The organism is Ruegeria sp. HKCCD7303 (genome assembly GCF_013111185.1).
In the GTDB taxonomy this organism is placed as follows: Bacteria; Pseudomonadota; Alphaproteobacteria; order Rhodobacterales; family Rhodobacteraceae; genus Ruegeria.
On record NZ_WVRE01000001.1, the window covers coordinates 529,903 to 543,489 of the forward strand.

Genomic DNA, 13,587 nt, shown 5'->3' on the forward strand with positions numbered 1-13,587 from the left:
TCGAAGACTAAGAGCGCCTCATTCCACCGCCGCCCTGTTTTCGCATCGTCAGGCCGATCCGTTTTCGGGGCACATCCACCTCGACAACGCGGACTTTCACAACCTGCCCGGTTTTGACAACCTCATGCGGGTCTTTGACGAATCGATCTGCCAACTGGCTGACATGAACCAGCCCATCTTGATGAACACCAACATCCACAAATGCCCCGAAGGCGGCCACGTTTGTCACGGTGCCTTCCAGAACCATCCCGGGCTTCAGGTCAGTGATCTCTTCGATGCCATCCGCAAAGGAGGCCGTGACGAAACTTGGGCGAGGATCGCGTCCAGGCTTTTCCAACTCGGCAAAGATGTCCCGAACCGTCGGCAGACCGAAATCTTCTGTCACGAACTGTTCGGCCCTCATTCCTTTCAAAGCTCCGTCATGGCCCATGATGCGTCGAATATCGCGTCCGCAAGCGGCCACAACACGTCGGGCGATGTCATATGCTTCGGGGTGAACCGAAGAGGCGTCCAGCGGCTCTGCGCCATCCCGGATGCGCAGGAAGCCGGCGCATTGTTCAAATGCACGCGGGCCCAGCCGAGCAACGGACAACAGATCTTTACGCGATTGAAACGGCCCATTCAGATCACGATGGGTAACGATGGCCTCTGCCTGTGCCGGACCCAGACCCGACACACGCGACAGCAACGGGGCAGAAGCGGTATTCAGATCGACGCCAACTGCATTCACCACATCTTCAATCGCGGAATCCAGAGACTGGGAAAGCCGGTGTTGATCCACGTCATGCTGATACTGACCGACGCCAATGGATTTGGGCTCGATTTTAACCAGCTCCGCCAACGGGTCCTGCAACCGCCGGGCAATGGACACTGCCCCGCGCAGCGAAACATCCAGATCAGGAAACTCGCGCGCAGCCAGTTCAGAGGCGGAGTAGACCGAAGCCCCCGCCTCGGACACCACCACCTTTGTCGGCGCTTTCACCGTCTTCGGCAGCAGGGAAAGTGTGTCTGCAACCAACCGTTCAGTTTCGCGGCTGGCGGTCCCGTTACCGATGGCGATCAGTTCGATCTGGTGGGCCGAGATCAGATCGAGGATGGTCGCCTGCGCCCCGCGCACGTCCTTCTTAGGCTGAAATGGATAAAGCGTGTCGGTCGCCACCACCTTGCCGGTTGCATCAACAACGGCCGCCTTCACACCGGTGCGGATGCCCGGGTCAAGACCCAAAGTGGCCTTGGCCCCTGCTGGCGCTGCAAAGAGCAAATCCTTCAAATTGCGCGAAAAGACCTGAATGGCTTCGCCCTGCGCTCGGCTGCGCAGATCCGCCATGAGATCAACCATCATCGATAACGACAGTTTTACACGCCACGTCCAGCCCGCAACCTTGCGCAGCCATGCATCTCCTGGCCCCTTCCCGCGCGTTTGTAGATGTGCGGCGACAATCGTCTCGGCCCGCGCCGCGCCAAATTCGGGTTCGGGCGCGATATCCAACGTAACAATGCCTTCTTTCGAGGCGCGCAGCATCGCCAGCGCACGATGCGACGGCACATCGGCCCAAAGCTCGGAATGGTCAAAGTAATCACTAAATTTCGCGCCTTCCTTTTCCTTTCCATCGATGACCTTTGCAGTCAGTATTGCCTCGCGCTGCATGAAGGTCCGCAGTTCGCCCAAAAGTTCAGCGTTTTCCGTCAACCGTTCGGTCAAAATATCCCGCGCCCCGTTTAGCGCGTCGCGCTGGGTCGGTACCGCCTCGGAAAGATAAGCCTTGGCCAGTGTTTCCGGTTCCGCATCACGGTCGGCCAAAATGGCATCGGCCAACGACTCAAGCCCATTTTCCCGCGCAATCATCGCCTTGGTGCGCCGTTTGGGCTTGTACGGCAGGTAAATATCTTCCAGTTGCGCCTTGGTCTCGGCCCGGGCAATTGATTTGCTCAGGTCTTCGGTTAGCTTCCCCTGGTCCCGGATCGAGTTCAGGATGGTTTCACGTCGCGCTTCAAGCTCTCGTAGATAGGTCAGCCGCTCGGACAACAGACGCAACTGGCCATCGTCCAAACCGCCTGTTGCTTCTTTCCGGTAGCGGGCGACAAATGGCACGGTTGCCCCATCATCCAGCAATTTGATCGCGGCTCCGACCTGATTGGAGCCTGCATTGATCTCGGTGGCAATGGTGCGGGCGATACGGTCCAAAGGAGCCTCCTGAAACAACTGTGGAAGGGTGTCTTACCCAGCCGTTTCAACAAGTAAAAGACCCCAGCCCTGAAGCGGTCGCAAAAAATCGGGGCGGTTAATCACGCCCAGCGACAGATGTTTCCAAAGTTGCCCGCAACACTTGGGCGTCAATAGGTTTATAGAGCAACGGAAGATCAGCACGCGCACAGTAGTCAGCAAGGTCAGCGGACCGATTGGCCGAAATAATACACCCAGGCAAAGGGCCAAACGCGTGGAACAGTGCGTTTATTGCATCAATCCCGGTTTCATCGTTATTTAGCTGGTAATCGGCAACAATGACATCTGGCAGTATACCTATTTCTCGTAGTAGACGGGTTGCGTCTTCTCCGCCTTCCGCTTCCAGAACCTCAACACCCCAAGACTCGATGGTCATGCGCAACGCATTGCGCAGGTTCTCATCGTTTTCGATCAGCAAAGTGACAGTGTTGCACGGCAATACAGAGTTTGATTTTTGACGCGCCGAGGGATCGCGCACCACCGGCAGTCTTGTCTTTGCCAGAGGAATTTCAACCGAGAACCCCGAACCTTTGCCAACCTCGGACCGCAAATGGATCGGGTGCCTCAACAACCCGCAGGCCCGTTCAACAATCGCAAGCCCCAACCCCATACCTTCTGCGGCGCTAGCGTCTGAGTGCAAACGCTGAAACTCCTGAAAAACAGTATCTCTGTGATGTGGTGCGATGCCGATGCCAGTATCCCAAACCTCTAGCGACACGGTTTTCTTGCGCCGCCTGACGCCCACCAGCACCTTGCCTGCCTCGGTGTATCGGATCGCATTCGACAACAGGTTTTGTAGAATGCGCCGCAGATAACTTGCATCACTGGTGACAACCGAGCTCGTGCCCACAAAGCGCAAATCCAATCCCTTAGCCTGTGCAACCGGGCGAAATGCGTCCTCAATCTGAGAAAACAGCTGTCCAAGAGGAACTGGGGACAAGTGTACACGAGCGCGCCCTGAATCCAGTTTTGATATGTCCAGTAAAGCCTCGAGAATGTGTTCAACACTGTTCAACGCACTTTCCGCTTTTGCAGCAACAGCCTGGGCATCTTCGCCTTGTAACCCGCTGCCCAGCGACGCCACATACAGCTTTGCGGCTGACAATGGCTGAAGAAGATCGTGACTGGCGGCGGCCACAAAACGCGACTTCGACGCGTTGGCACGCTCGGCCTCATTCAGCGCGTCGGCAAGTTCCACCGTGCGTGACGCCACGCGCTGTTCCAGCAGTTCTTTTGCTTCATATAAGGCCTCGGCTGATTTGCGTTCCGCCGTCACATCCGTAAAAGAGATCACAAAACCCCGATCCGGCATTTCCTGAGCAAAAACAGACAGAATCTTTGAGCGCCCGCGATGCATTTGAAATTGCAGCGGTCGTCGCGAGGTCCTGCGACGCACCCAATTTAACAAGTCCTGTTCGGTGATCCCCTTTTGGAAAGAAATGTTTGCGCTGAGGCGGTTGGACAGAGTGTCGAAACGTGTACCCATCTGAAATTGGGTGATTGGCACAGCCAACAATTCGCTGGCACGATTGTTCCAGCCAATCAGGCGGTGTTTGTTGTCAAATATGCAGACACCCTGTTCGATATGTTCCAAAGTTGCGCGGATCAAGCGGGCTTTGTCATCGAGAATGCGGTCTCTCTCCTGCCGCTCGATACGCATAATGTCGGTTACATCCGTCTGTAGGATCACAGTGCCGCCATCTGGTGTGCGGTGCTCGGACACCTGCATCCAACGATTTCCAACAAGCCGGACATTAAAGACCACGCGATCTTCGCTGTGCCGGTCCAGGCGAGTTTGGCCCCAATCATGCGGGGTCATCCCTTCGGGTAGTGACAGGAACTTGGACTGGCTAAGTAATTCGACATAATCCGAAAACCCGAGCCCGGGGTTCATCCGGTCTTGAATGTCGGGCATATGTGAACCGAAACGGCTGTTGCACAGCACAAGTTGATCATCCCGATTGAACAGAGCAAAGCCTTCCTGAACCGTTTCGATTGCGTTGGCGAGGTCGGCCCGCGCCGCCTCGGTTTCCTGATTGGCCTGCGCCAGCCTTGCGTTTGACTCGTTCAGCAGCTCAAGTGCGCGTTCCAAATCGTCTGTTCTGGCTCGAACCTCTTGCTCCAAAACAGCTGCACGCTGGAACTGCGCATATGCAGCTCCTGAAGCATCTGTCGACTCTTCGACCCGCCGCATAAGAGCTTCGACAATTTTGCGTAGCTTCTCGTTTTGACGCTCTATCGTGTCGGAGGGGTCCGTCAGGTGCTCGATCATGAGTTACTCATCCTCCGGCTGATAAATCGCAACACCGGTGAGCGTCTGGTTCACATGGATTGAATTGTATTGTTCGCCATAGGTCGAAAACCCATACACATGATTGCGCGCCAGAATATCCGAGATGTCGCGCGTCTTCTGCTTTTCCTGCGCCTCTAACCGGCGCAGGATGCAGTCACAGCCCAAAATGGTATCCGGTTGGTGCTTTTCGTTCAGCGCACTAATTTCTGTTTGCAGATGTTCGACCATGTCACGAGGTTCAGCCAGCGTCAGAACCAAACCTTCATCAATGGCCGAGAAAAAAACCAGATCCCCATTGCCAGCCACCTGTTGGATCGCGCGGACGTGATGCTGCCCGCCAATTTGCACGACCACTGGATGGGCGGCAAAGGTGAATGTTGTCAGTTGCTCGGGGTCTTTTCCAAGAATGCGCGCATATTCGCGCGCGGCTGGTTCTGCGTTGATCTCCTGTACAATCCGCTTTGCCGGATCAGCCTTGGTGACAACCATGCGCCGTTGGGCCGGCACTAGGTGATCGGTTTTGAACACTTTGATCGGACAGCGGGTACGAACCTGAGCCAGAATGGCCGCATTGCTGAGCGCACGACCTTCATGCAACACAAAAGTTTGCCCAAATCGCGTTCCATCCCCGGCCGAGCCGCCAAACAAAGGCACCGGCCCCAAGCCAACTGCAAGTTCAGAGGTCAGTGCATCTTCTTTGGTCGACAACCCGTCGATCATCAGGAATGTGAATTCATGCGCCCAGTCAGGCGATGACTCCATCATGGCATGACGATTATTAATCATCTCGTTAATAATGCTCTGCGCATCAATGTTGTTCAGATCGGAAATAAGGACAGTGCGGGCTTCAAAGTGGCTTTGCGGCATGGCAATCGCGACGATTTTGCCTTCACAATAGCCATCATTCGCCAACTCTCCGGCGGTGGTGCAGCCGACAACAGGTGTTGGCGCAAAAATACGCTGAGCTTCGGAAATGACGGCAGACGCATTTGACTTGGAGCTTACGAAAAGAATGACAAGCGCAAAAGGCCCATCACCCAAATCGCGTTCAAGTGATTTGACCGCCTGGGTGCTGTCATAATGTACAAATGCCGTTTTAACGATGCCTGGCGCACGGGCCTGAGCTGTCGCACACCCGACTGCTTGGTCCATCGTGCGTCCTCCCTCAAAGCGCGACGGTTGAATGAGACTATGCCGCTTAGCCCTGCTCTTGCAAGACGCTGGCAAACGACGCTTTCTTGGCGATCAAAACCGCCTGCGTGCGGCTTTGCACACCCAATTTCCGCATGATTGCAGTAACATGCGCCTTTACCGTGGTCTCGGCAATTGAAAGGTCATAGGCGATTTGCTTATTCAATTTGCCTTCGCAGATCAGTTGCAGTATTCGCGATTGCTGATTTGTCAGCGTCGCCAGCCGGTTTACTGCATCGCTGTGTTCGTCGTCTTCTTCCGCCTCGATCAACACGCAGCCTTCGGGCACAAAAATGTCACCTGCTTGCACCGCTTCTATTGCTGTTCGAAACACATCCCGCTGACTGTGCTTGGGCACATAACCAGACGCTCCGGCTTGAATAACTTGATTGACAACACGGCTGTCCGTCAGGGAAGACACCACAATGACCGGCACATTGGCAGCAGCTTTAAGACGCACAAGCCCGTCCAACCCGTCCACATCCGGCAGGTTCAGATCCAGCATGACCGCATCCGGTTTTAATCCTTGCGCCAGTAGATCCATGGCACCTTCCAGCCTGTCCACGGTGTGGATGTCGCCAATCTTCGCCACCGTCTGTAAGGTCATCGACAGAGCGTCGCAAAACAAAGGATGGTCATCAACAATCAGCACATTCTTGAAATCTGTCCGTCGGGCGGAATCGGCAAGCATTTGGTATCGCCTTTTGTAATCCATTTGGTCCCACCCTAACCAATCCTAACACTCAATGAAAACCGTCCCTACTGGCCGATGGTCGTAGACGACAAATGGTTTGCTTACAGGGAAATGCAGCGTCACAGTGGTCTATATTGGCTGCGCGCAGGGCGGCGACTACACCCAAGGTCTTATAGGCAGGGCAGCCAACACCGCGTAGCGTAACAAAAAATGGTTGGAGACATTGAATGGAACTGAGTGACAGCCGCGTCATAGCTGCGCCACGATCCAAGGTCTGGGATGCGCTCTTGTCGGCGGAGGTTCTGAAAGACTGCGTTCCGGGGTGTCAGGAGATGACAGGCTCGGTTGAAGACGGGTTCGAAGCAACGGTTGTGCAAAAAGTTGGGCCTGTCAAAGCGACCTTCAAAGGGGCCGTCACTCTTTCCGATCTCGTGGCGCTTGAAAGCGTGAAGCTCTCGGGTGAAGGTAAGGGCGGAGCAGCAGGGTTCGCCAAAGGGTCTGCAGATGTGAGTCTGGCAGACGCCCCCGAAGGTACTTTGCTGACATACAGCGTCGACGCTCGTGTTGGCGGCAAGCTGGCCCAGTTGGGAGGACGGGTCATCGACGGCGTTGCCAGAAAACTGGCTGATCAGTTCTTTGAGAATTTTCAGAACGCGGTCGAACCGCAACCAGCGCCCGAGGCGGAAACTTCGGATGACGGTGAGGAAAAGGAAGAAAAGAAAGGCTGGTTCAAACGCGTATTGGGCGATTGAACCAAGGGAATTCAGGGAGGAGAAATTCATGAAGATTTCAATGACCGTGAACGGCAAGGCCGTAAGCGGAGACGTTGAGGGCCGGACATTGCTGTCCGGTTTTCTGCGTGAGCATCTGTCTTTGACGGGCACCCATGTCGGTTGTGACACTGCGCAGTGTGGCGCCTGCGTCGTGCATGTGAACGGTGAGGCGGTGAAGTCGTGCAACATGCTGGCGGCTGAGGCTGACGGGGCCGACGTTGGTACAATCGAAGGCCAGGCCAATGCGGATGGATCGCTGAACGTGATCCAACAGGCGTTTCAGGACCACCATGGCCTTCAGTGCGGCTTTTGCACGCCAGGCATGGTGATGAGTGCGGCAGCACTGCTGAAAGAGAACCCGCGCCCAACCGAGGCTGAAATCCGGAAATATCTGGAAGGCAACCTGTGCCGATGCACCGGGTATCACAACATCGTCAAAGCGATCATGGCCGCATCTGGCCAAGACGTTTCCAGCATCGCCGCCGAGTGAGGCGCACAAGAATTTTCGCCGAAAATTCTTTTCCAGGGAGGAGAACAAGCAATGCCCAAAGACAGTGGCATCGGAGCCAGTTCCAAGCGGCGCGAGGACGTGCGCTTTCTGACCGGAGCAGGTAATTACACCGACGACATAAACGTACATGGCCAAGCTTATGTGCATTTTCTGAGATCTGACATTGCGCATGGTCGGATCAAATCAATAGACACCTCTACCGCCGAAGCCATGCCCGGCGTGGTCAAGGTGTTCACCGGCAAGGATTTTGAAGGCGTCGGCGGGATGCCTTGCGGATGGGAAGTGACCGACAAGCATGGCGCTCCGATGCAGGAACCTCCGCATCCTATTCTGGCGCAGGGCAAAGTGCGCCATGTGGGCGATCCGATTGCCGCAGTTGTGGCCGACAGCCTTGAGCAGGCGCGTGACGCTGCCGAAGCCATCGATCTGGACATCGAAGAGCTGCCCGCTGTAATCGACATGAAGGCTGCAGCGCAGGATGGCGCAACGCTGGTTCATGACGATCTAAAGAACAACATCTGTTACGATTGGCAGTTGGGTGAAACTGACGACGCCAAGGTCGATGAAGTCTTTGCCAATGCCGCGCATGTGACGACGCTTGATCTGGTCAACAACCGTCTGGTCGCGAACCCAATGGAACCGCGTGTCGCCGTTGGCGAATACAAGCGTGGAACGGACGAGTATACGCTTTATACCACGTCGCAAAACCCGCACGTGATCCGCCTGTTGATGTGCGCTTTTGTTCTGGGCTTACCCGAACACAAGGTGCGCGTTGTGGCCCCAGACGTTGGCGGTGGCTTCGGCACCAAAATCTTCCACTATGCGGAAGAGGCATTCTGTACCTTCGCTGCCAAAGCTTGTGGCCGTCCGGTCAAGTGGACTTCAAGCCGGTCCGAGGCGTTCATGTCAGATGCCCATGGCCGTGACCATGTCAGCAAGATCGAACTGGCGCTGGATGCAGATAACAATTTCATCGGTCTGCGTACCAACACCTTTGCCAATCTGGGTGCGTATCTGTCGACCTTCTCAAGCTCGGTTCCAACCTGGCTGCATGGGACTCTGATGGCAGGCAACTACAAGACGCCGGTCATTCAGGTGAATGTGAAAGCGATGTTCACCAACACGGTTCCGGTGGATGCCTATCGCGGTGCGGGTCGTCCCGAAGCGACGTTCCAGTTGGAGCGCGTAGTGGATAAGGCAGCGCGCGAGTTGGGCGTCGACCCGATAGCGCTGCGCCGTCAGAACTTTGTCACTCAGTTCCCCTATGACACACCAGTAGCGCTGACCTATGACACCGGGGATTACAACGGAACGATGGACAAGCTTGAGGCCGCTGCTGATCTGGCAGGCTTTGCCGCGCGTCGTACGCAAAGCGAAGCCAAAGGCAAGCTGCGGGGCTTGGGCATCAACTGCTACATCGAAGCGTGTGGCATTGCGCCATCCAACATTGTTGGGATGCTTGGGGCCCGCGCGGGTCTTTATGATGCAGCCACTGTTCGCGTGAACGCCACCGGTTCAATCAGCGTCATGGTCGGCGCACACAGCCACGGACAAGGGCACGAGACCGCCTTCCCACAGGTTGTGGCCGACATGATCGGCATTGATGAGTCGTTGGTCGAAATCGTACATGGCGATACTTCGAAGATTCCGTTTGGAATGGGCACATACGGCTCTCGTTCGTTGGCTGTCTGCGGCTCGGCTATGGTCAAGGCAACTGAGAAGGTGATCGAAAAAGCCAAAAAGATCGCCGCGCACCTGTTGGAAGCGTCCGAGGCCGATATCGAGTTGAAAGACGGTCAGTTTAGTGTAGCAGGAACCGACAAATCGGTGGCCTGGGGCGATGTAACCCTGACGGCCTATGTTCCACACAACTTCCCGCTAGAAGTGGAGCCAGGGCTGGAAGAGACTGCGTTCTATGACCCGGCCAATTTTACCTTCCCGGCTGGTGCCTACGCCTGTGAGGTTGAGGTCGATCCGGATACCGGCCAGGTCAGCATCGAAAAGTTCACGGCGGCGGACGACTTTGGCAACATCATCAACCCGATGATCGTCGACGGTCAGGTGCATGGCGGTATTGGCCAGGGCATCGGCCAGGCTCTGCTTGAGAACTGTGCCTATGATGCGAACGGCCAATTGCTCAGCGCCTCGTACATGGACTACGCGATGCCACGCGCAGATGACGTACCGTTTTATGGTGTCGACCATTCCAGCCAGACGCCTTGTACGCACAATCCGTTGGGCGTGAAAGGCTGTGGCGAGGCCGGAGCGATCGGCTCGCCGCCTGCAGTGGTCAACGCGGTTCTGGACGCGCTGAATTCGGGTGGCAAGGCGGTGGATCACATCGACATGCCAATGAGCCCGTCTCGCGTTTGGTCTGCGATGAACAGTTGAGGTGTTGGGGTGCGAGGGGCCAGCCCCTCGCGCTCCCCGAGATATTTATAGCCAGATGAAGGGCGGATCCGCGCCTTTCGGAAAGGAAGACGAAATGTACAGTTTCGATTTTGAAAAACCCTCGACCATCGCCGATGCGGTTGCTGCGTTGGGGGCTGAGGATGCGCAGGCTCTGGGAGGCGGGCAGACACTGATCCCGACACTGAAGCAGCGACTTGCCGCACCATCCAAGCTGGTGTCGATGAGTGGGATAGCCGAGATGCAGGGCGTTTGCGCTGAGGATGACGGGTCCGTCTCGATCGGTGGCGCGACAACGCATGCCACTGTGGCGCTTGACACTGCCGCAACGTATCCAGCCCTGGCGGCGCTTGCCGGTCAGATCGGTGACCCTGCAGTGCGCAATCGGGGCACCATAGGTGGTTCTGTGGCCAACAATGATCCGGCAGCTTGCTATCCAGCGGGGGTTCTGGGGTCCGGGGCAACCATCGTGACAAATGCGCGTCAGATCGCTGCGGATGCGTTCTTTGAGGGCATGTTTACAACTGCGCTTGACGAAGGTGAAATCATCACCTCGATCCGTTTCCCCGTACCGCAGGCAGCGAGCTATCAAAAGTTCCTGCAGCCCGCGTCACGGTTTGCGTTGGTCGGCGTCTACCTGGCCCGTTTTGCGGATGGCGTGCGCGTTGCTGTGACGGGTGCAAGCGAAGATGGTGTCTTCCGTTGGTCCGAGGCCGAAGAAGCCCTGGACAAGGAATTCCGCCCAGATGCTTTGATGGGTCTTCGGATCAATCCGGCGAATATGATCGCCGATTTGCATGGCAGCAAAGAATACCGCGCGCACCTTGTATCGGTCATGACAAAGCGCGCAATTGAAGCCTGCATGTAAGCATTGTTGAAACGAGAGTCCGCTAAGCCCCGGTTCGCCCCGGGGCTTTTTGTGGAAACTCAAAGCTGGCGCAGGAACTTACGTAAAAAGTCAGGCCGCCCGTGACAGAGCGGCCTGACCAAACGATCTACAAATCGTGGGCTTACTCAGCAGCCTGTGTGCTTACAGTGCCGTGTTTGTCGCGCTGGCTGTCGCGGAACAATGCCTTGCCCAGCGAAACGCACATCAGACCCATCACCATTGTGAACGGCAGCGCGCCAATGATCATGGCATTGCGCAATGCATCCATCGGGTTGTTTTCACCCGCTGCCAGGATCAGCGCACCGATCACTGCCGTCAGGATCACGCCCCAGATAATGCGGTGCTTGACACCCGTTTCCTGGCTGCCACCGGACATAATGGTGTTCATCACCAAAATACCCGAGTCAGCAGACGTGACCAGAAAGGTCATGATCAGGATCACGCACATGACGTTCAGCATAGACAGCAAACCACCGTCGATCATGTAGGACAGCGTCACGAACAGCTTGTTGGTGTTCGATGCCCCGATGATCGCACCTTCAGCGGCGCCTGCCAGTTCCAAATCAATCGCAGTACCGCCCAATACGGTCATCCATGCAAAGCAGACCAGTGCCGGTGCGAACACGCAGCCCAGGATGAACTCACGGACAGTGCGACCTTTGGAGATACGCGCCAGGAACAGGCCCACAAAGGGCGAGAACGCGATCCACCAGGCCCAGTAGAAGGTAGTCCAACCAGCCTGCCAACCGAACTGACGGCCTTGCTCACCGGCTGCATAAGCTGCGGCCAAGGTCGCTTCGTCCAACTCGGCTGCTGCGCCTTCCAGCCCGCCCTTGAAGCCGTCAAAGCTACCCCAGGCGTTGGTTGCACCACCCATCAGGTCTGCTGCGTGAGCTTGCGCCTCGGCGGGTAGAGCCGCAGCAAATGCTTCGGCCGACAGGGGGCCGTAGGCATTAAAGCTAAGCGACAGGAAGTGAAGGATGTAGTCGATCATCGCTGAGCCATATGTGGTCATGGCAAAGACAAACGAACCGAATACGATAAATGTGCCCAGCAGGATTATCGACAGGACGAGGTTCAGGTTCGACAGGTATTTCACACCCCGGCCAACACCCGATACAGCCGAGATGATCGACAACGTCATGATGACGATCAGACCGGTGATCAGGCCAACTTTGCTGGGAGTCGGAACTTCTCCGCCCAGATCCATGACCCAGCCCATACCGGTGATGGCGTAGACGCCGTCAATAAACTGGCTGACCCCGTAACCGATAGTAACGGACACACCTAGGATCGTTGCAACAACGCCCAAAACATCGACCACATGGCCGAAAAAGCCGTTGACGAAACGACCAAACAGCGGTGTCAACGCCGAGCGGATCGTGAGCGGCATGTCGCGCGTGTATGCGTAGTAGGCCAGCGACAGACCAGTCACGACGTAGATCGCCCACGCATGGAAGCCATAGTGCAAGTAGGTGAAGCGGTAAGCCGATTGCAGGGCTTCAGGCGTGTTGCCTTCAACCGCTCCAGACACGACCACGGGGTTTGATCCCCAAAGGCCCAGCGGTTCTGCTGTGGCGAACACCATCAAGCCTACACCCAGACCGGCTCCAAACATCATGGAAAACCATGAGAAATTCGAGAATTCAGGTTTTTCTCCAGGAGTACCCATAACCCGGCGACCCGTTGCCGGAAGGATGGCCACGATGGCAAGGAAAAAGAAAAACAGGCCTACAATTACGACATAGAAACTGTTGAAAACTTCGAGCAACTGTCCGTTCAGGCTGCCCAGCGTGCTATTCGCATTTGCGGGGAAAACCAGAGCCCACAAAACCAAGCCAACCATGATCGCCTTACTGATAAGGGCAATCGGGACGCTGTAGTTTTCATAGAAACCGGCATCCGCCGTTTCTATTTCAACGTCCGTAAAAGGTTCAGGTATCGACATGTTGGGTGCTCCTCCTTGCGTATGCCGTTTTGGATTATGTAACTGAGCAGGTTGATTTCCCGGGTCACTAAGCGAAACGCTCTGCTCCACAGGCCAGATCAACTGAGAACCTTGCACAGTTCAGATTTGAGCTACGGTCAATTGACCACGCTTGGCTGCATGGCTTACCGTTTATCTTCTCCCGGTTTTTTAACCACTTGCATACGCCTCTGGATTTTCCGGCATACGTTGAAGCCGCTTGACCAAAGCGCGCAAGCACAAATATTTTTGCGTTTTTCAACTTGGAATAAATATATGCTAGGTGAGGGTAGCTCAGTCAAAAAGGCGACACTTACACCTCAGTATACGACTAACACATTCGCTCATTTTAGTGTTAGCGACACCATCAAGCGCTGCAACGCGTCACTGAGGTTTTAGACAGTTGTTGTTGGGCTCTCAGTGGCGCCTGGTATTCCTTGAAGAGCATGAGAACACTTGGACACCGGGCCTTCTTGTTTTCGCGACATAGGTTTTCAGGGTGAAATTCCTGTTTAACCCCGCATGCACAGTTATGAATTGGTATTACAGGCCGCGCGCAATGAGGCGAGTACAGCGCTGGCATGGAAACGCCTGGTTCAGTCTGATCGGGCGCAGGCGCGTTTAGGCGCGACCCAAA

The 13,587-nt window shown here is 55.7% G+C and carries 9 protein-coding genes; 4 read left to right on the forward strand and 5 right to left on the reverse strand.

Annotated elements, in window-relative coordinates:
• Positions 1–7: 7 nt before the first annotated feature.
• The 4 genes from GS630_RS02220 to GS630_RS02235 all read right to left on the reverse strand — a co-directional run bounded on the left by GS630_RS02220 (position 8) and on the right by GS630_RS02235 (position 6,399).
• The gene (locus tag GS630_RS02220; protein WP_171621065.1) at positions 8–2,185 is read right to left on the reverse strand and encodes a Tex family protein; all 2,178 of its coding nucleotides are present in this window, start codon (positions 2,183–2,185) and stop codon (positions 8–10) included.
• Between the two features lie 97 nt (positions 2,186–2,282).
• Entirely contained in the window at positions 2,283–4,496 is a 2,214-nt protein-coding gene (locus GS630_RS02225; protein ID WP_171177077.1) for a PAS-domain containing protein, read from the reverse strand.
• Positions 4,497–4,499: 3 nt separating this feature from the next.
• Positions 4,500–5,669 (reverse strand): FIST N-terminal domain-containing protein, encoded by a 1,170-nt coding sequence (locus tag GS630_RS02230; protein ID WP_171177079.1) that lies wholly within the window; start codon positions 5,667–5,669, stop codon positions 4,500–4,502.
• Positions 5,670–5,715: 46 nt separating this feature from the next.
• Positions 5,716–6,399 (reverse strand): response regulator transcription factor, encoded by a 684-nt coding sequence (locus tag GS630_RS02235; protein ID WP_171177081.1) that lies wholly within the window; start codon positions 6,397–6,399, stop codon positions 5,716–5,718.
• A 230-nt stretch (positions 6,400–6,629) separates the two neighbouring features.
• On the opposite strand from GS630_RS02235, the gene GS630_RS02240 reads away from it, so the two are divergent.
• The 4 genes from GS630_RS02240 to GS630_RS02255 all read left to right on the forward strand — a co-directional run bounded on the left by GS630_RS02240 (position 6,630) and on the right by GS630_RS02255 (position 10,963).
• Positions 6,630–7,154, forward strand: a complete 525-nt coding sequence (locus GS630_RS02240; RefSeq protein WP_171235120.1) for a CoxG family protein — start codon at positions 6,630–6,632, stop codon at positions 7,152–7,154.
• Between the two features lie 28 nt (positions 7,155–7,182).
• On the forward strand, positions 7,183–7,665 hold the full coding sequence (locus tag GS630_RS02245) for a (2Fe-2S)-binding protein (RefSeq protein WP_171177085.1): 483 nt from the start codon (positions 7,183–7,185) through the stop codon (positions 7,663–7,665).
• Between the two features lie 51 nt (positions 7,666–7,716).
• Positions 7,717–10,077: a xanthine dehydrogenase family protein molybdopterin-binding subunit gene (locus GS630_RS02250; protein WP_171621066.1), complete on the forward strand. Its 2,361-nt coding sequence runs from the start codon at positions 7,717–7,719 to the stop codon at positions 10,075–10,077.
• Between the two features lie 94 nt (positions 10,078–10,171).
• On the forward strand, positions 10,172–10,963 hold the full coding sequence (locus GS630_RS02255) for a xanthine dehydrogenase family protein subunit M (protein ID WP_171621067.1): 792 nt from the start codon (positions 10,172–10,174) through the stop codon (positions 10,961–10,963).
• A 142-nt stretch (positions 10,964–11,105) separates the two neighbouring features.
• On the opposite strand, the gene GS630_RS02260 is transcribed toward GS630_RS02255, so the two are convergent.
• Positions 11,106–12,932, reverse strand: a complete 1,827-nt coding sequence (locus GS630_RS02260; protein ID WP_171621068.1) for a BCCT family transporter — start codon at positions 12,930–12,932, stop codon at positions 11,106–11,108.
• Positions 12,933–13,587 lie beyond the last annotated feature (655 nt).

What these genes read in the sequence shown, in the direction of transcription:
- GS630_RS02225 (WP_171177077.1), bottom strand. Translation starts at nt 4,496, where the DNA reads ATGATCGAGCACCTGACGGACCCCTCCGACACGATAGAGCGTCAAAAC.
- GS630_RS02230 (WP_171177079.1), bottom strand. Translation starts at nt 5,669, where the DNA reads ATGGACCAAGCAGTCGGGTGTGCGACAGCTCAGGCCCGTGCGCCAGGC.
- GS630_RS02235 (WP_171177081.1), bottom strand. Translation starts at nt 6,399, where the DNA reads ATGCTTGCCGATTCCGCCCGACGGACAGATTTCAAGAATGTGCTGATT.
- GS630_RS02240 (WP_171235120.1), top strand. Translation starts at nt 6,630, where the DNA reads ATGGAACTGAGTGACAGCCGCGTCATAGCTGCGCCACGATCCAAGGTC.
- GS630_RS02245 (WP_171177085.1), top strand. Translation starts at nt 7,183, where the DNA reads ATGAAGATTTCAATGACCGTGAACGGCAAGGCCGTAAGCGGAGACGTT.
- GS630_RS02250 (WP_171621066.1), top strand. Translation starts at nt 7,717, where the DNA reads ATGCCCAAAGACAGTGGCATCGGAGCCAGTTCCAAGCGGCGCGAGGAC.
- GS630_RS02255 (WP_171621067.1), top strand. Translation starts at nt 10,172, where the DNA reads ATGTACAGTTTCGATTTTGAAAAACCCTCGACCATCGCCGATGCGGTT.
- GS630_RS02260 (WP_171621068.1), bottom strand. Translation starts at nt 12,932, where the DNA reads ATGTCGATACCTGAACCTTTTACGGACGTTGAAATAGAAACGGCGGAT.